General features: G+C 59.5%; 16 protein-coding genes. 3 read left to right on the top strand and 13 right to left on the bottom strand.

The features are described from left to right. Positions 1-72: 72 nt before the first annotated feature. Positions 73-594, bottom strand: a complete 522-nt coding sequence (locus OEU85_RS15560; RefSeq protein WP_262692435.1) for a L,D-transpeptidase family protein — start codon at positions 592-594, stop codon at positions 73-75. Positions 595-597: 3 nt separating this feature from the next. Next, entirely contained in the window at positions 598-1,689 is a 1,092-nt protein-coding gene (gene ribA / locus OEU85_RS15555; protein ID WP_262692433.1) for a GTP cyclohydrolase II, read from the bottom strand. 182 nt (positions 1,690-1,871) lie between these two features. Between ribA and OEU85_RS15550 the strand changes: the two genes are divergently transcribed. After that, on the top strand, positions 1,872-2,567 hold the full coding sequence (locus tag OEU85_RS15550; RefSeq protein ID WP_262692432.1) for a response regulator transcription factor: 696 nt from the start codon (positions 1,872-1,874) through the stop codon (positions 2,565-2,567). 44 nt (positions 2,568-2,611) lie between these two features. Here the strand turns inward: OEU85_RS15550 and OEU85_RS15545 are convergent, their stop codons facing one another. The 5 genes from OEU85_RS15545 to OEU85_RS15525 form a co-directional block, all read right to left on the bottom strand. Next, positions 2,612-3,457: a GNAT family N-acetyltransferase gene (locus OEU85_RS15545; RefSeq protein WP_262692431.1), complete on the bottom strand. Its 846-nt coding sequence runs from the start codon at positions 3,455-3,457 to the stop codon at positions 2,612-2,614. A gap of 18 nt (positions 3,458-3,475) precedes the next feature. Next, positions 3,476-4,258 (bottom strand): exodeoxyribonuclease III, encoded by a 783-nt coding sequence (gene xth, locus OEU85_RS15540; RefSeq protein WP_262692430.1) that lies wholly within the window; start codon positions 4,256-4,258, stop codon positions 3,476-3,478. 47 nt (positions 4,259-4,305) lie between these two features. Beyond that, on the bottom strand, positions 4,306-4,893 hold the full coding sequence (locus OEU85_RS15535; protein ID WP_262692429.1) for a hypothetical protein: 588 nt from the start codon (positions 4,891-4,893) through the stop codon (positions 4,306-4,308). 113 nt (positions 4,894-5,006) lie between these two features. Then, a complete protein-coding gene (locus OEU85_RS15530; RefSeq protein ID WP_262692428.1) occupies positions 5,007-5,708 on the bottom strand; it encodes a LolA family protein in 702 nt (233 codons plus the stop codon). Between the two features lie 70 nt (positions 5,709-5,778). Next, positions 5,779-8,211 carry a DNA translocase FtsK gene (locus OEU85_RS15525; RefSeq protein WP_262692427.1) on the bottom strand — a complete coding sequence of 811 codons (2,433 nt, stop codon included), beginning with the start codon at positions 8,209-8,211 and terminating at the stop codon, positions 5,779-5,781. 244 nt (positions 8,212-8,455) lie between these two features. Between OEU85_RS15525 and OEU85_RS15520 the strand changes: the two genes are divergently transcribed. Further along, positions 8,456-9,694: a UbiH/UbiF/VisC/COQ6 family ubiquinone biosynthesis hydroxylase gene (locus tag OEU85_RS15520; RefSeq protein WP_262692426.1), complete on the top strand. Its 1,239-nt coding sequence runs from the start codon at positions 8,456-8,458 to the stop codon at positions 9,692-9,694. Between the two features lie 12 nt (positions 9,695-9,706). Then, complete coding sequence (locus tag OEU85_RS15515) at positions 9,707-10,258, top strand: DUF2244 domain-containing protein (protein WP_262692425.1); 552 nt, start codon at positions 9,707-9,709, stop codon at positions 10,256-10,258. 15 nt (positions 10,259-10,273) lie between these two features. Here OEU85_RS15515 and OEU85_RS15510 read toward each other — a convergent pair whose 3' ends face one another. The 6 genes from OEU85_RS15510 to OEU85_RS15485 all read right to left on the bottom strand — a co-directional run bounded on the left by OEU85_RS15510 (position 10,274) and on the right by OEU85_RS15485 (position 17,715). Next, on the bottom strand, positions 10,274-11,122 hold the full coding sequence (locus OEU85_RS15510; RefSeq protein ID WP_262692423.1) for a S1 family peptidase: 849 nt from the start codon (positions 11,120-11,122) through the stop codon (positions 10,274-10,276). A gap of 12 nt (positions 11,123-11,134) precedes the next feature. After that, positions 11,135-11,548, bottom strand: a complete 414-nt coding sequence (locus OEU85_RS15505; RefSeq protein WP_262692422.1) for a DUF350 domain-containing protein — start codon at positions 11,546-11,548, stop codon at positions 11,135-11,137. 24 nt (positions 11,549-11,572) lie between these two features. After that, positions 11,573-12,355, bottom strand: a complete 783-nt coding sequence (gene dapB, locus OEU85_RS15500; RefSeq protein ID WP_394805439.1) for a 4-hydroxy-tetrahydrodipicolinate reductase — start codon at positions 12,353-12,355, stop codon at positions 11,573-11,575. A 132-nt stretch (positions 12,356-12,487) separates the two neighbouring features. Next, the gene (locus OEU85_RS15495) at positions 12,488-15,229 is read right to left on the bottom strand and encodes a TonB-dependent receptor (protein WP_262692420.1); all 2,742 of its coding nucleotides are present in this window, start codon (positions 15,227-15,229) and stop codon (positions 12,488-12,490) included. A gap of 131 nt (positions 15,230-15,360) precedes the next feature. Continuing rightward, positions 15,361-16,410 (bottom strand): SO2930 family diheme c-type cytochrome, encoded by a 1,050-nt coding sequence (locus tag OEU85_RS15490; RefSeq protein ID WP_262692419.1) that lies wholly within the window; start codon positions 16,408-16,410, stop codon positions 15,361-15,363. A gap of 69 nt (positions 16,411-16,479) precedes the next feature. Beyond that, positions 16,480-17,715, bottom strand: a complete 1,236-nt coding sequence (locus OEU85_RS15485) for a parallel beta-helix domain-containing protein (protein ID WP_262692418.1) — start codon at positions 17,713-17,715, stop codon at positions 16,480-16,482. Between the last annotated feature and the right edge of the window lie 209 nt (positions 17,716-17,924).

The raw sequence follows: 17,924 nt of genomic DNA, 5'->3' as shown, positions 1-17,924 counted from the left end.
TGCAACGCAGGCGAGATTGCCAACCGTGAGCGGTAACAAATGTCAAACTGGCGGTAAAACACCAAAGGGGATTTAGCCGATCTTGAGGGTATCCTCCGGCCCGACCTGCCTGAGGAAGCGGGTGAGGTCATCGAGAGTGAGCGCGACGCAGCCTTCCGTAGGAGTGAAGCCGCCGCGCGCCACATGCATGAAAATGGCGCTGCCAAGGCCCGGCACCACCGGAGCGTCATTGTGGCCGATAACCACCACCACGTCATAGACATCATCGTCCCGCCACATCTTCTCGTGGCTCGGCCCGAAGGGCAGGCGCACAAGGCGGTTATAGTGCGGGCTTTCCGCATCGTCGCACCAGCCGTATTCAGGGCGCAAAATCTCGCACGGCAAAGCGGTCAGCGGCTGCTCAACCTTGTCAGGACGGAAATAGACCCGCCTGAGGGCATAGCTGCCCATGGGGCTGGCGCCGTCCCCCTCACGTTTGCTGTCCGCCGGGACCATGCCGCCGCGGCCAAGCGCACAGGGCGCACCAAACACCGGGCCGGTGAGCCGCCCACGACGACCGTCATCCGCATCCGCGCTGACCGTCCAGACCGCCATGGCTTAGAGCAGGTGCCCGGTGCGGGCCTTTTTGGTGGCGAGGTAATTCTCATTATGCGGGTTGGTGGGGAATTTGTGCGCCACACGTTCAGCCACCGTGATGCCGAACCGTTCCAGCCCCGTGACTTTATCGGGGTTGTTGGTCATCAGGCGCACCGCGTCAAAACCCAGCGCCTTCAGCATCTCGGCCGCAGGCGCAAACACGCGCTCATCCACATCAAACCCGAGGCGGGTGTTGGCGTCCACAGTGTCATAGCCCTGATCCTGCAGCGCATAGGCCTTCAATTTGGAGATAAGCCCGATGCCCCGACCTTCCTGCGCAAGGTACAGCAGCACACCACCACCCGCGTCGCCGATGGCCTTGATAGCCCCCCGGAGTTGCTCACCGCAATCACACTTGAGCGAGCCCAAGAGGTCACCGGTGAAACATTCGCTGTGGATGCGCATCAGCACCGGGTCATGCCGGTTCGGTTCACCAATAACGATGGCGATATGCTCCACCCCTCCCACCAGCGGCCGGAAGGAGACAAGACGTGTGTTCTCCGCCCCCGCGAGCGGCACACGGGCCGAGGCCACCTGCCGGAGCTTCGCGGCCTGGGTGAAGTCTGCGTCAAGTATGTGGTCCGCGGGCACCTTGAGGAAACCATACTGTGCTGCGAAAGTCGCGGGCACCTCTGCCGCCACCACAGCAGGCAATAGCCGCGCCCATTTCACCAGCTTGACCGCCGCGCGGTCCACCGCCTCGTCGCGGTGGTTCATACGTTTGAACGGTCCCTTCAGGGGCGTCGCAAGGTCAAGTGTAGGGTCCGCCAGCGCGACGATATCCTCGGCCTTCATCCACGAAGGCCGGTGAAGGCGCACCACCGGCCAGTCTTCGCCCGGCACCTTGAGGCTGGCGGCGCGGTTATTGGTAAGGAGGATAAAGGAAGCGTCCGTGATGGCATCGAACCGCGCAAGCGACGGTGTGTTCGCCAGTTCAGCCGGGATAAGCGCAAGCGCGCGGTCAGTGCCGTCTGCCACCACGGCCACATAACCGCGGCGCAGGTCATCGGCGGCGCGTTCTAGCGAAAGAAGTTCCATATCCGTCTTTGTCATGCACCCTCATATAGGGGAAAATACCGCAATGTCAGCACTAGAATTGCGTTGGTGTGCGCAAGCCCAACACACCATGATCAATCAAATGTGAGCGTGTGTGATGGCAGATTAGCTTTCCACTTCTTATATAGGGCGGAGTAAAGCATACTAGGAAAATAATTTTTGACGACCGGAGACACTACATGGCTGTGAGGAAACTGCTGCTTGTTGATGATGACGTGGACCTGCGCGAAGGTCTGGCAGACCAACTGGCGCTGTGTGACGAGTTCTCAACCGTCGAGCAGGGCACCGCGGCCGACACGCTCTCCTTCCTCAAGGACAATCAGGTTGATATGATCATCCTTGATGTGGGCCTGCCGGACATGGATGGCCGTGAGCTCTGTAAACGCATCCGCAAACAAGGCATCTCGGTGCCGATCCTGATGCTGACCGGCAATGTCTCGGACGCCGATACGGTGCTGGGCCTTGACGCCGGCGCCAATGACTATGTCACCAAGCCGTTCAGCTTCACCGTACTGCTCGCGCGCATCCGTGCGCATTTCCGCCAGTATGAACAAAGCGAAGACGCCACTTTCGACATCGGCCCCTACCAGTTCCGCCCCTCCGGCAAGATCCTAGAGGAAAAGGAAAACGGCAAGAAGGTACGCCTGACCGAGAAAGAAACCGCCATCCTCAAGTATCTCTACCGCGCGAACGGCAAACCTGTGGGCCGCGAGGAACTGTTGACGGAAGTGTGGGGCTATAACTCGGGCGTCACCACCCACACCTTGGAGACCCATGTATATCGCCTGCGCCAGAAGATCGAACCGCAGCCCAACCTCGCGCGCATCCTGATCACCGAACCCGGCGGCTACAGCCTGCAAGGGCTGGGAGCTTAACCCCAGCATCGTCATTCGCCTGCAGGTGACGAAGAGAGTTGGGTCTAGCCCAGCTCGAACGAGGTGATGCCGAATATCTTGTGGTTGGCGATGTTTGGCATGCCCTTCTGGTACATGCGGGCGGTGGCGAAGACTTTTTCCATACCGTAACGGTTGGCGAGGCTGACTGCCGCGGGGTTTTTCTCCGGCGTGTCGAGGATGATGAGCGCGCCTTTGATGTCCGCCTGCAGGGCATCAAACAGCGCCCCCGCAACCTCCGCATCATCTGCGAACAGCGGGCCAACCTTAAAGCCCTCAAAGCACTTACGGCGAACGGCATAGCCCTTCACCACGCCGTCTTCCACATAAGCGACTGAACGCGCTTCCTGTTGGCCAAGCCATGCGTTCAGGAAACTGTCGCGGTGGGCGGGGAAACACTGGCGGTCATAGGCGCGAATGGTGCCGAGGCTCGCGGCACCAAGGTCCACGACTTCAGGCGCTAATGCAGATATTGCCTTGGCTTCACCATGGAAGCGGCAGTTCTCATAGAAGGCTTCATAACCGATGCGCTCATAGATTTTGACATTCTCAAGCACGCCGTCGATGCCCACGTTGCGGTTGCCGCAATAGGCAAGGCGCGCACGGGTGAGCGCGAGGCCATAGCCTCTGCCGCGATGCTCAGGTGCAACGATATAAAGCCCGCAGAAGGCGTAGCTATCATCGTAACAAACGGCACTGCCGGTCGCGACGGTCTGCCCACTCAGCACACCTTTGAAAAAACCGGTCGGGGCGGCCTGATAGAAGCAGGCGGCGTCCGCAAGGCCGGGGTTCCAGCCCTCGCGCGCCGCCCATGCGATCGCGGTTGCCACGTCTTCGCGGGTCATTGCCTCAATCTGGTAATCACCCGTCATGGCTTTGCTACCTTCCACTTAGAATTTGAAGTCCACCAGCACCGGCGCGTGGTCGCTTGGCTTCTCCCAGCCCCGCGCGCCGCGCAGCACTTCCATATGCACGGGCGTTTCTTTCAGGCTTGGGCTGACCCACACATGGTCAAGCCTGCGGCCCTTGTCAGCGGCGGACCAGTCCCGCGCCCGGTAGGACCACCAGCTATAAAGCTTTTCCGGCAGCGGGGTAAATTCGCGCATCACATCGACCCAGCCATGGGCCTCAATCATCGCCAGCATGCCGTCGGTCTCGATCGGGGTGTGCGAGACGACCTTCAGAAGTTTCTTGTGGTCCCACACGTCGTCAGGGTGCGGCGCGATGTTGAGGTCACCCACCACAATGCTGGGTTCCTTCAGCTCTTTTGACCATGCGGTCATCTCCTCCACGAACTTCAGCTTGTGGGCGAACTTGTCATTGATCAGGGGGTCCGGCTCATCGCCGCCCGCTGGCACATAGAAGTTATGGAGGGTCGGCCCGTCCTTGAGCTTGACGGCGATGTGGCGCGCGTCGCCCATGGCGCACCAGTCGATATGGAAGCTGTCCTCAAAGGGGGCCTTGGCGACGGTCGCCACGCCGTGGTGGCCTTTCTGGCCGTGGATGGCCAGGTGCGGCATGCCGAGCTCTTCAAAAAAGCCACGCGGGAACATGTCGGTATGCACCTTGATTTCCTGCAGGCACAAAATGTCAGGGTTATATTCCTCAACAAGCTGGCGCACGATATCAAGCCGTGCCCGGACCGAATTGATGTTCCACGTGATAATGCGCATGCTGCTGTCCCTCGCCTGAGTGGGCGCCCTATAAGGCTGGGCGCTTGTTAGAATATAAGAAAACTATTGCCAATGACGCCGATGGGCCAGCGGCCTTTTTCGAAAAGCTGGAACCGGAGCACAAACGGATGGTCCTCTTCCGCACCAGTGATGGCCGCGAGCGTGGCCTGATACACGGCCTGAACGGCTGCACCTGAGACCGCGCGCACAAATTCTTCATCAACAATCCTGAGCTCCTGCGCCGCTTCCATCGCTGCCTGCTCAATCGCTTCGGATGTTTCGGTCGCCACATGGGTCATGACCATCTCAAGCGTCTGCTCATCCAAGACATCAAGCGCGTCATCCGTGAGCGCGGCGCGCAGTTGCTCTTCCGCTTCCCAGGCCGGGCTGTTGATCTCGGTATTCTCGGCGGCGTCCGCCGCTTCTTCCCAGTCCGCGAGGAAAGCGGGGTCCGCTTCGGGGAAGCCGAGCGCGTCGGCGTATGCGCGGGCGATATCCACCGTGCGGCGGTCCGGGTCTTCACCCAGCGTCCTGAACCAGTGCACATTTGTCGCAAGCTTCAGAAAAGGAGCGACAGCCCTCAGCCCCGGGGATTCTTCAAACAGTTCGGAGATATCTTCGTCTTCGATACTCATATGCCCTAAGTGCCTTGCTGGGGTGAAACCATGGCAAAAGGCCTAGCCCGCGCGCAGGCCTGGCGCAAGCGGAAATACGTCATCTGGCTGCTTTGGTGATAGCGCTTCGGGCCTTAGCGCGGGCGGCGGCGTTTCGATAGCCCGCGCGGGTCTTCAAATTCCCACAGCTTATCATCCAGCTTGATGTTCACCTGCTGGTTCGACAGCTCCACATAGGTGACGCGGTCTTCGGCGTCCACCACCGCCCATGAATTGAGCTGAAGCCCGCCTTTGGTCTCGTCCTTCTGACGGAAATAGAGCGTGATGGTCCCCAGTTCGGGCCGGTCGTTGTCCTGTGCCGTCAGCGCGATAACGCCGGTGGCACCCGCTGGGTCCAGCTCGATATGCGCACCAAGGGCTGCAAGGTCCACCGAGTTGCCAAGAAGCGCCCTGAGCGGCGTATCCTTGACCGGCCATTTGCTGACCTGACCAATTTCATAATCGACAAAATTGAGCGTCTTGCCGTCCGCCACCACCAGAAAAGGGGTCTCGTCGGTATAGTCAAACCGTATATAGCCAGGGCGTTCCAGGTACAGCGTACCCTGAGCCACTGTGCCGTTTGGCGCATGCTGGCGAAAGCTCGCCTTCAGGCTGGTGACCGCCTTCATATAATCCTGAATCTGGCCAAGCGCGCGCAGGTTATTGTTGCCGGGCAATACCTTTTCCTCGACCGGTGGCAGGGGCGCTTCACCTTCTTGAGCCGTGACAGCAATCGGCGCCACCGCTACCGGAGCGGCAAACGCGAGCAATACTGAAAACATCATGCGAAACCGCATCAACCTATCCTTCGCTGGAGGGCATGTGCCCTCTCTATAAATTTCTTCCGCGCTTGAAGACTTCTTCGCGCTAGAAGTCTTCCTCTCGTTCAGGCACCAGCACTTCGCGCTGGCCCTTGTGGTTTGGTGCGCTGATCACACCCTGATCTTCCATTTCCTCAATCAGCGAGGCGGCCTTGTTGTACCCGATCTTGAGGCGGCGCTGGATATAACTTGTCGACGCTCTCCGGTCACGCAGCACGATATTCACCGCCTGGTCATAGAGGCTGTTATCATCGCCTCCCCCAGATGGACCGGGGATGAACGGGCTGTCAAAACCTTCTTCAGGTTCTTCCGTCACTTCCGAGAGATATTCCGGCGCGCCCTGCTTTTGCAGATGAGTAACGACTTTCTCGACCTCATTGTCGGAGACAAAGGCCCCATGCACGCGGGTGATGCGGCCACCCCCGGCCATAAAGAGCATGTCCCCCATGCCCAGAAGCTGCTCCGCACCCTGTTCACCCAAAATGGTGCGGCTGTCGATCTTGCTCGTGACCTGAAAGCTGATGCGCGTGGGAAAGTTCGCCTTGATGGTGCCGGTGATCACATCCACGCTGGGGCGCTGGGTTGCCATGACAAGGTGAATGCCCGCCGCCCGCGCCATCTGTGCCAGGCGCTGTACGGTCGCCTCCACGTCCTTGCCCGCCACCAGCATCAAGTCGGCCATCTCATCAATCACGATGACAATGAATGGCAGCGGCTGGAAGTCAAACTCCTGCTGTTCCATCACCGGCTGACCGGTTTCCTTGTCGAAGCCGGTTTGCACTTCGCGCGACAGGCGTTCACCCTTTACCCGCGCCTCATGGATGCGTTTGTTGAACGCCGCCAGGTTACGTACCCCAAGCTTGGACATATTGCGGTAGCGCTCTTCCATTTCGCGCACCGCCCATTTGAGCGCGACCACCGCCTTTTTGGGTTCCGTTACTACAGGGGTCAAAAGATGCGGGATGCCGTCATACACCGACAGTTCCAGCATCTTGGGGTCCACCATGATCAGCCTGAGTGTCTCGGGGCTGTGGCGATAGAGAAGCGACAGGATCATGGTGTTGATACCCACCGACTTGCCGGAGCCCGTGGTACCCGCGACCAGCAGGTGCGGCATCGACGCCAGATCAGCCACCACCGGCGCACCGCCAATATCCTTGCCCAGCACCACCGGCAGGCGCGCCTTGGTGCCCTCATAATCCTTGCTGGCCAGCAGTTCGCGCAGGAACACGGTCTGCCGGTCGCTGTTCGGCAGCTCAATCCCGATGGCGTTGCGACCCGGCACCACCGCCACCCGCGCGGAGATAGCACTCATCGACCGCGCGATATCGTCTGCAAGACCGATCACCCTGGCCGATTTGGTGCCGCGGGCGGGTTCAAGTTCGTAAAGCGTGACCACCGGGCCAGGGCGCACGTCGTTGATATCCCCCTGCACCCCAAAGTCGTCCAGCACACCTTCGAGCATGCGGGCGTTTTGTTCGAGCGATTCCTCGCTGATGCGGCCCAGTTTCTCCGGCGGTGGTGGCGGGGCCAGCAGCTCCAGCGCTGGTAGGCCAAAGCCGCCCGCGTCGCCAAAGTCAAGCACAGTTTGTGCTTCCTTGGTCTCGCGCTTGCCCCGCGTCGGTTTAGCCTGCGGTTTCACGCGTTTCTCGGGCGCCGGTTTTTTAACCTTGGGCTTGCGTGGTGCCATGGGCTCGCGGGCGCTATCCACGTCAAACGGTGGTTCGTCGTCACCGATATAGTCTTCGCTCGCATCCGCCCGGCGAAAGATGGCCGCAAAGGTTGCCACCACACCGGCACCGGTCTTGCGCAGAAGCCACATCACACCGGTGGTGAAGTTCGTTATACCCCAAAGGATACCGCGGCCAATGCGCTGCCATTCCTCACGCGTGAAAGCGAGGGTGAAAGCATAGGCAGGGAGGCCAATAAGCGCGAACACGATGCCATAAACATAATTTGGCACCGCCACGCCGGAAAAAAGCTCATTAAGCAGCAGGTACAGCCGCTGGCCAAGCGCGCCGCCATAACCCGCCTGCACCACAAAATCAGGCGCAGGCGCCATCACGCTGAGCGCAATCGCAACCAGGATCAGGCTGACAGGCACAAAGGTGAGGTTAAGCCAGAAATGGGGCAGCCAGCGAAGGCTGAGAAGCTTGATGCCCCATAGGGCAATGGGCACCGGCAGCAGATAAGACGCCAGCGCCAGGGTCTGCATCAGCACATCGGCGACATTGGCACCATAGGCGCCCAGCCAGTTGGTGGCGTCGCGCGCGGCTTCGTTATTGATCGTGGGATCAGCCGGGTTATAGGAGGCAAGTGCCAGCACAAGGTTGACAGCAAAGGCGATCAGCGCAAGGCCGAGAAACCGCCATGCCGTGCTTTTGAGAAAGACCACAAAAGCCGGCGGCAACAAGGGTGCCGTGTCTTTTGCTGATTTTGTCGGTTTTGCCCCCGTGGCCGATTGCCTGCGTGACGACACTGATCTTCTGCTCCCTCGGGCTTTACCCAAACTGCCCGGCACACCCCAAAAAGATAGCGGCCAGGGCAATGTTCTTGTCCTGTTCGCTGCACTCTACTGCGTGACAAGGGTCTAGGACAAGAGCGGCGATTTCATGGCAGCGTTTTTGCCCCACCCCGGGCTCGGCTTTTTGGCCTGTGCGGCATCAGGTCCCTTTACTTTTTACCCCTGCCGCGCCTACATGATGTCTCAAGGAGACAGGCGTATGGCGAGCAAAAAACCAGCACCCGATGTGCGGTACGACGTGACGATTGTGGGCGGCGGCCTTGCCGGCCTGACGGCAGCCATCGGCCTTGCGGAGCACGGTTTTTCGGTCGCCGTGATCGACATGGTGCCTGTGCGCGACCTGACGGCGGCCAGCTATGACGGCCGCGCCAGCGCGCTTGCCTATGCCTCCTGCCAGCTTTTTGAGGCGCTGGGCATCTGGCCGCACATGGAACCCTATGCCCAGCCGATCCTGGAGATCAGGGTGTCGGACGGCCCGTCGCTGCTGCATCTGCATTTTGACAATGAAACCCTGGGCGATGGCCCGCTGGGCCATATGGTCGAGAACCGCCACACCCGCCTTGCTCTGTTCGCCCGTATCGAGGAAATGGAAGGTATTGCACTTTACCTGCCCGAAAAAGTCGCCACGCTTGACCGTAGCGCGGCCGAGGCAACCGTCACGCTTGAAAGTGGACAGGTTATCCGCTCCAGCCTGATTTTGGGGGTTGATGGCCGCAATTCAGTGGTACGCAAGCATGCCGACCTAGCCACCAGCCGCATCGACTACAAGCAGCACGGCATCGTGTGTTCTGTCAGCCATGAATTCAGCCACTGCGGCATCGCGCATGAGCGTTTCCTGCCCTCCGGCCCTTTTGCCATCCTGCCCCTGACCGGCAACCGCTCATCGCTGGTGTGGACGGAAAAAAGCCACCTGACAGACACCATCATGGCCCTGAGCGACCGTGCGTTCGAAAGCGAAGTGCGCCGCCGCATCGGGGATTTCCTGGGTGACGTGAAGGTCATCGGTGGCCGCTGGGCCTATCCCCTGAGCCTGCAATATACACAGGAATATGTGGCTGACCGGCTGGCGCTGGTGGGCGATGCCGCGCACGGCATCCACCCCATCTCGGGCCAGGGGCTCAATCTTGGCCTCAAGGATGTGGCTGCGCTTCTCGATGTGCTGGTGGAAGCCCGCAAGGTCGGGCTTGATATCGGGGCGCGCAGCGTGCTTGATCGCTACGGCCAGTGGCGCACTACCGATAACGCCAGCGTTTATGCCATTACCGATGGCTTCAACCGCCTGTTCTCCAACGATATTGGCCCGGTCAAGCTGGCGCGTGACCTTGGCATGGCTGCCGTAAACGAGGTAACCCCGCTCAAGAATTTTTTCATGAGCCACGCGCGCGGTACTGTTGGCGAGCTCCCGAAACTGTTACGCGGCGAAAGCCTGCGTTCCTGATAAACTGTGCCAATGGCAACAAAGACGCACAACACGGATACGGTTGAGGATTGCGCATCGCTGGACGAGGCGCCAAAAGCCCGGCGCCTGCATTTTAACGCCACGCTTTATGTCCACCGCTCGCTCAAGCGTAAAAACTTTAATCGTATGATTATGATCCTTGCCGCCTTTTGCCTGTTTGCCGCCATCCGCTTCATCATGATTGGCGCATGGCCGGTGGTTATTTTTGTCGGCATCGACCTTGTGGCGCTGTGGCTGGCGTTTCATTTTAATTACCGGGCGGCCCAGCGTTTCGAGACCGTGCAACTGACAGACCGGGATTTGCTGGTCACCCGCGTGCACCCGAACGGCCGCGCGCAAACATGGCGCTTTGAACCCTATTGGGTACAGGTGAGGCTGCGGAAACTGGATGACGGTGAAAATGAATTGTCGCTCCGGTCACATGGGGAACGGCTGTCCTTCGGGCACTTCATGCTGCCTGATGAACGCAGGGAGTTTGCCCTCGCGCTTGAGAGTGCCCTTACCCGCTGGCGCCGCCGTATCCCGGTTGACGAGACCGTCTGAGGCCGCACTTTCCCGTCAGCCTGCCTCGCAGTAAACCTGCGCGATCGTGCGCCCGGCCCTGAGTGCCTTGCCCTTGCCGTCAAAATCATCCCGGGTCACGCCGCCCCTCAGGGCATGGCCTGCATCACCCCGGTTCATGTCGCGCAGGAAACCCGCATCGGCGAACACGCGTGGATGCGTGGTGTAAACCCGGCCCCGGCGCGGCGCCCCAGCGACCACCGTGCCCACCACATAGCCCTCCGCGTCAAACACCGGCCCACCGGATATACCGCCCAACGACCCGCCAAACGTGGGCCTGCGTTCGCGTTCCACCCATGCCAGCACCGGCTCCCGCATGCTGTAGCGACCGACCGAGCGCATCTCGGTGGTGCCAATCACCGTGGCGCGCACATCCGCTGCCTTGCCCTGAGGGAAGCCCATCATATAACCGTCGTCTCCGCGCTTTGGGCTTGTGCGCGACAGCGACACATAGTCGGGCTTCAGGCCCCTGGCGCGCAACACCGCAAAATCCCGGCTGGTTTCACTGACGGCTGAGACAACCGGTTCAAGCTGGCGCGGGCCACGCACCAGGTAAACCTTGCCGCAACCGTCAACCACATGGCGCGCGGTAATGAATGTGCCCTCACCGTCCACGGCAAAGGCCGTGCCCACACCGCTTTTGACCTCGCGGTCCAGTTCAACGGTGACACCACGGCCGTCATTGCCGGGAAGCGGGCTGTCATCCGGCACCAGAATGGGGGCTTCATCCACACGCGGCAGGTCAGGCGCGGGCCGCCGCGGGCCATCGCCGCCATCCGCCGCGTAGCGGAAGATCACCGCAACAATGATCACGATATAAAGGAGGATTTCCCTGCCACGTCGCATGCCTGGCGTCCCCTAGCCCGCGATGGCTGCCGCGTTGATGAAGGCCGTGGCCAGCTTGAAGGAGACCAGAAGCACCGCCGCACCCATTTCCCCACCCTCGATCCGGCGGGAAAGGTCTTTGAGAAAGAGGTCAACAAACCGGAAAGCAACAATCTGCAGCACGAACGCAACAATGCCCCAGATCACGAGGTCCCAAAGCGACACCGCCGCCGCGAGCGAAAAGGCGATGGGCAGCGCAAGCCCGACAATGGCGCCGCCAAGCGACAGCGCTGCCGCAACGTTGCCTTCGCGGATCAGGGCTACTTCATCATGCCGGGTGAACCGCATGTAAACCGCGATGCCAACACCAAGCAGCACAAGGCTTGTCAGCGAGTGCACCATAAATATCGGCAGGCCCGCCCACAGGGCCATCAGTGCTTCTTCCATAATCTTGCCTCTTTTTGCCGTCGCCTAAAGGCCCAGCACGTCTTTCATTGAATAGCGCCCGGGCTTTTGCGCCGCCAGCCACCCTGCCGCGCGCACGGCACCACTGGCGAACAGACTGCGGTTTTCCGCTTTGTGCGCCAGCACCAGCCGTTCGCTGGCGCTGGCAAACACGACTTCATGTTCACCAATCACGCTGCCACCCCTGAGGGCAGCAAACCCAATTGTACCCTCTTCGCGCTCACCGGTGATGCCTTCACGCGCCGGGGTGCGCAGGTCCGAAAGGTCGCTGCCGCGGCCATCCGCCGCCGCTTCCCCCAGCATCAGCGCGGTACCCGACGGCGCATCCACCTTGTGCCGGTGGTGCATTTCAAGGATGTCGATGTCCCACTCAGGCCCCAGTTTCTCCGCCGCGGAACGCACCAGCGCCATCAGCAGGTTCACCCCTAACGAATAGTTCCCCGCCTGCATAACCGTGACCTTTTCCGCCGCGCTGTTCAGGGCGGCGTCGTCTTCCGCGCTGAGTCCCGTGGTGCCCACAACAATGCCCTTGCCGTGTTCAGCGGCAAGCCTTGCATGATCAGCCGTCGCGCCGGGAGGGGTGAAATCAATTACCACATCAGCCTCGGCAAAAACCTGTGCCGCACCCGAGACAAGCGACGCACCCGAGCCCGGATAGAGTTTGCCAATCTGCGCATGGTCGGGCCGGTCGCAGACCGCGACAAGTTCCATGCCCTCTGCCTCGATCACCTCCGCCGCGATCGCGCGGCCCATACGGCCCATTGCGCCAAGAATGCCAATTTTCACCATAGCTGCCATCTCAACCGCCTCACCTGAAAATACTTTCTTCCTAGCTAACAGGCACCCGCGCAAAAGAAAAGGCCGGGACATGCCCGGCCTTCATCATTTTTATTTGTGACCCAGCTTTACTTGTGCCCCGACCTAGAAGCGCGCGGTCAGGTCGATGCCCCAGGTGCTTGGTTCCTCAAGATCACTGATGGGTGCGCCGAAGGTATCGACAGCGAGGCCACCAGCACCTCCACGGTAACGGTTGGCAAAGATATTGCGGGCAAAGACCGAAATGCTGAGGTCATCATCGGCGTTTGACCAGGTGATACGGGCGTTCGTATAGTTTTTCGCCTCACCCGTCTGCCACGTTACATTGCCCCAACTCACGGTGCCGCACGTGCCATCCTCGATACATTCGCCGTTTTCGCGCCGGGCGCTTGTGTAGCTGTGGTCGGCATGGAAGGTGAGTGCACCAACGCTATCGCCCAGCGACATGGTATAATCACCGCCAAAGGATACGCGGGTTGACGGCACGCCGGTTGGGTCCCCGATGGCACTGTCGCCACAGTTTTCCGTGCAGGTCACATCCTGATAACCGCCGTTCGCGAAGAAACGCAGGCCTACAACCGGCATCCACAGAAGCTCAAGGTCAAGCCCCTTGCCGGAGACATCCTGATTTTGTGTCACGTAGCGCGGCACGCTGCCGTCGTCTACATCCACAAGGCGGATCGACTGTTTGTCGTTATATTTGTATTTCCATACCGCCGCGTTGAAGCGGACCCGATTGGCAAACCACTGAGATTTGATCCCGGCTTCGATGTTCCAGACTTTTTCATTATCGAAATAGCTATTGACCTCAACGCTGTTGAACCCGCCGGCCTTGTAGCCACGGGCATAGGATGCATAGACCATGGCGTCATCGCTGAGGCGGTAGTCAAGCGCGATGCGCGGGCTGAGGTTGTCCCAGCTCTCGTCGCGGGTATAGGTAACGCCTTCCAGACCACCAACATCAAAAACAATATCGCCGGACGCTGTCGGGCCCACGAAGGCCTGGAAGATGCCGGTCAGGATCTGTTGCTGGATGTCCGCCAGGTTGCCAACGCCCGGTATATCAAGCCGGGCGCTGCCGGAGATTTCCCTCAGGCCGTTGAACCACGACCATTTTTTCTCATCGCGGGTGTAACGAAGCCCGGCATTCACATTAAAGCGGTCCGTCATCGCATAGGTGACATCGGCAAAAGCCGCGTACGCCTTGAAGGTGCCTTCGCCATACATGGTTTCCGTCCACGTGCGGCCAGACATGGTCGTCAGACCCAGGTTGGCGATGTCTTCAAGCGAAAGACCGGGAAGCGACGGGTCAAAACAGTTGAGCGGCGTATTATTGAACGAGATGAAACCACCAAGGGAATCAAGGAAACGGCTTTCGCACGCGTTGATACCGTCCGAGGGATCAAAGCTTGCCGCCAGCACGCCGGGGGTGAGCCCGAGGTTATACAACACGGTATCGATCGAATCCGTCGTCGCATGGGTTTCGGACCGCTGTTTGGCGTTCTCCCAATAATAGCTGAGGCCCGTGGTCCAGGTCAGCGGACCTGAGACACCGTTCAGACGCAGTTCCTGATAGAATTGTTCATTCTCTTCCACGTTGTTGGTGTCGAAATAAAAGTCAGGGTCGGCGGTGCCATCTTCCTCTTCAAGGTTATTTGAGGTGAACTTCTTGAACGCGGAGATGGATGTCAGTGTCGCCCAGCCGAAATCATGGGTAATATTGAGGGTGATGCCATCAAGGTCGCGGTTTTCCTCGCCGTTTGCCACATCGCTTGTGGTGGGGCCGAACGGGTCTGCGCCGCCAGCGCTTGAGGCGTCACGGAAGAAATTCCAGTCCGCATTCGGGTTTGAGGGAGTGTAGCCAAAGGCCCCGAACCCGGCATAGACGTTCGCAAGCGGGATGCCATACAAAACATCAAGCGGTGTGTCCTTGGTGATGGGCAAGCCAAAAAGCGGTGCAACAGCCGCGAGGAAATCACCGTGCCCCGGCAGGTCACCCACTGTTTCGGCACCCACCGGTGCACGCAAATGGCCGTCGCCAATACCGATTACCGGTTTGTCTTCGTCTTGTTCGGTGTGGTCAAACTCGTATGCGAGGTTCACTGCCGTGCGGTCGTTTGGTTCCCAGCGGAACTGCACACGGCCGGTGACGTTATCTTCACGGCCATAGTCGTCGCCGGTGACAGCATCGTTGATATAACCGTCCTGCTTGTTGACAAGGAAGTTGGCGCGCATGGCGATGGTGTCGGTCAGCGGCAGGTTGATCATGCCGTCAAACTGGCGCTTGTCAAACCGGCCATACCGCAGACGCACCTGTGCTTCGGTCTCATCCATCACCGGCTTGCGGGTAATGACCGAAATGGCCCCCGCCGCCGTGTTGCGGCCAAAGAGCGTGCCTTGCGGGCCCTTGAGCACCTCAACCCGTTCGATGTCGCTGAAGAACACAATCGCAGCGCCCGAGCGGGAGGCATAAACCCCGTCCACAAACAGGCCAACCGCCGGGTCGGTCCCCACACCAAAGTCGCTGGTTTCCACGCCACGCAGGCGGAAGCGTGGCTGTGTCACACCGTCAATCTCGAGCCCCGGCGTGTAGGTCGTGATATCACGCAGGTCTTCGGCAGCGATGGTGTTGAGAAAGTCGCCGGAAAAAGCGTTCAGCGTAATGGGCACATCCTGCGCCGACTGCTCGCGTTTTTGCGCGGTGACAGTGATCTCTTCCAGGGTGAAAGGCGCGGCTGGTGTTTCATCCTGTGCGGATACTTCTTGTGCAGACACGTGGGCGCTGAGGCCGAGTGCAGCCGCACTCGCACCAAACATAAGCGCGCTTTTAAGATAATTGGTCTTCATAGGGCTCCCCTCCCGATTTGGCGGCACTCTGGCTGGCCGCGCTGATTTAGACCTGAACACACGTAACCGCCCTCCCACCAAGGACAGCCACGTTGTTTTTCACTTTAAACGCTACATCTACTCAATAAGCTTTACTCAATACTGGCAATCCATTCTTTCAATAAGGCCACACCTTCGTCGTGCACTATGGTGCGGCCCACCTCGGGCATCATCACGCCGGGGTCTACCGAGTTGAGCCGGTACACCAGAATGGAATTATCCGGCTCGCCCGGCATGATGTCATAAGCCAAACCACCCGAGCCACGGCCCGCGGCGACCGGGCGTTTTTTGTAACCCCATGTGGTTTTATTGTCCTCACCGGCGGTCAGGAACAGACCAGATGTGGAGGCTGGTCCTTCAAGCCGGTGGCAATGCGCGCAGTTAATATCAAGGTAAGCGCGGGCGCGGCCATCAAGCGATGCGCCTGCGTCTGTTACATCCGGCGCTTTTGGGGCCTCGGCGGACGCCGGCGCACCTTGCAGCAGGCCAAGGCTGGCCCAGTGATCCAGCTGGTTGGCGCTCCCGGAGGCATATTTAAAATCACGGTTCAAATTACGCGCTTTCGGGCCGATGGGCGTAAACGCCTTGTCAAACGTATGACAGCCTTTGCACTGGTTTTTGTTGGGCACCACATAATTGGTTGATTGTTCTGCCCCTGCCTCATCAATCCATGACACCGGCAGGGTCTTGCCTGCCACCTTCAGTACTGCATCGCCCTGCGCATCGTCCCAGACATAGGCCCAGGCGTTCCAGCCCCTTTCCTGATGGATCAGAAGGCGGGTTTCAATGATCTGGATATTTTCTTCCGGTACGCGAAAGTCGGCGGGATAGGCGAAGGTTTTGACAAGCACGGTGCCGACCGGGAAGCGCATCACTTCCGTGTTGTCATACCGCGCCTTCCTGCCCTTTGGCACATACACAAAGCGGAACTTGTGCGCATAGTCGGTAAACAGCGGGTTGATCAGGGTGTAGGGCAGCACACCTTCGGCCGGGGCCTGATGCGCCGCGTCGGAGAACAATCCGTATTCAGACAACAGTTTGGCGGGCCGCGCGCTCATGAGCGCAGCATCATTGACCTCCGCGCTGGCTGGTTCGCTCGCCAGAGTAACACCCATGAGAAGGCCAAGAAAAAGCTTACTCAAAACTGGTCTGAACAAAGACTGCGCTCCTTTACTTTCTTGCCGCTGGTTCTTCTTGCTGCTGGATGCCGCCTATTGGTCTTGCGGCAGGCTGACGGGCTCGCGGGAAGGGACGGACCCGTCATAATCATCGATGTCAAAATCAGGCGAAGCCCCCCATGGCAGGATCATATCCTTGACCATCTGCAGGTTGGCAAACGTGGTACCCATGGGCTCGCGGATATAGATCGCGTCCTCCGCATCCGGACCAAAGAAGGCCGACCAGAAGCCGTCCACAGCACCGTCCCATACCACCTGGGGCACCGGCAAACCGGTTATGGGCGCAATGATGTCCTTTACCGCCTTATCGGGCGCGAAGCCCGCGCGGCCATGTTTGTTGTCATGCACATAAACCGCACGCGGCAGCGGGTTGTAGGTGGGGTCATTATAGTCGCGCGGGTAGGCCACCAGCAGGATATTGGTGCTGGCGTTGTCGGACAGGTCATTCTCAAATACCTCAACCTCGCGGTTGGCCATGATCATGATACCGGTCCCCATGGGCACGGTCGCCACCACATTGCCGGGAGGGGCAAAATTCGGCGTATCGTTGGCAACAACGGTGTTGCGGAAGACCTTGACGCTATGGCCACCCATTTGCGGCAGGTTCGGCAGGTCGAACACCAGAATGCCGCCCGTGTTGTGGGTGGCGACATTGTCATACACATCGGCGAAATAGCTGTTTTCGATCTCGATACCCGCCACGTTCAGTTCCGCCCGGCTGTTGCGTACGATGATCTGCTGGCTTTGGCCCACATAAATGCCCGCGTCCGATGCGCCTTTGACCACACAGCCGTCAATCAGCACGTTTTTGCTTTCCACCGGATACAGGCCGTAAGCACCGTTTTCGGCATGCGGACCACGGGTCCATTCTACCCGCACATCCTTGAAGGTCACTGTATCGACACCCTTGGCCTTGATGCCGTCGCCCGGGGTGTCTTCCACCGCAAGGCTTTCGATGCGGGCACCGCCTGCTGTGATCAACAGCCCTTCGGAACCGGTTGTCTGGTTCGTGAACGACAGCACGGTCTCATTCATGCCCGCGCCGCGTACGGTGATGTTGGCGATATCAAGGGAAAGCGGCCCGGTGAAATCATAGCGGCCTGCGGCCAGCTCGATCACACTGCCCGGTTCGGCCAGGATCAATGCTTCCTGCAGCGCTTCCTGCACACCGTCACCGGGTTCGATGCTGATGACCGTACCTTGCGCGAAAGCAGGTACACTGAAGGCAACAAAAAAGGTGGCGCAAAGGGCCAGTAAGCGTTTCTTCATCTCTTCCCCCTCCGTTTCCACCCGCCATGGCAATGGAAACCATTAATTCTCAGCTTGGAGCATGCGCCTTCAAAGTGTGTTCGTCAAGAAAAAGTGAAACACTTTCATTTTATCGCGATTGGACGGGGTGTTATTTTGCCGCTACATACAAGAACGCATGTATCCTGACGGAGCGTCACACCAAAGCCCCGAGAAACGCCAGTGAGACT

It is taken from the genome of Kordiimonas aestuarii, from assembly GCF_025574465.1.
GTDB lineage: Bacteria > Pseudomonadota > Alphaproteobacteria > Sphingomonadales > Kordiimonadaceae > Kordiimonas > Kordiimonas aestuarii.
This window is presented reverse-complemented; position numbering and strand designations above follow the sequence as displayed.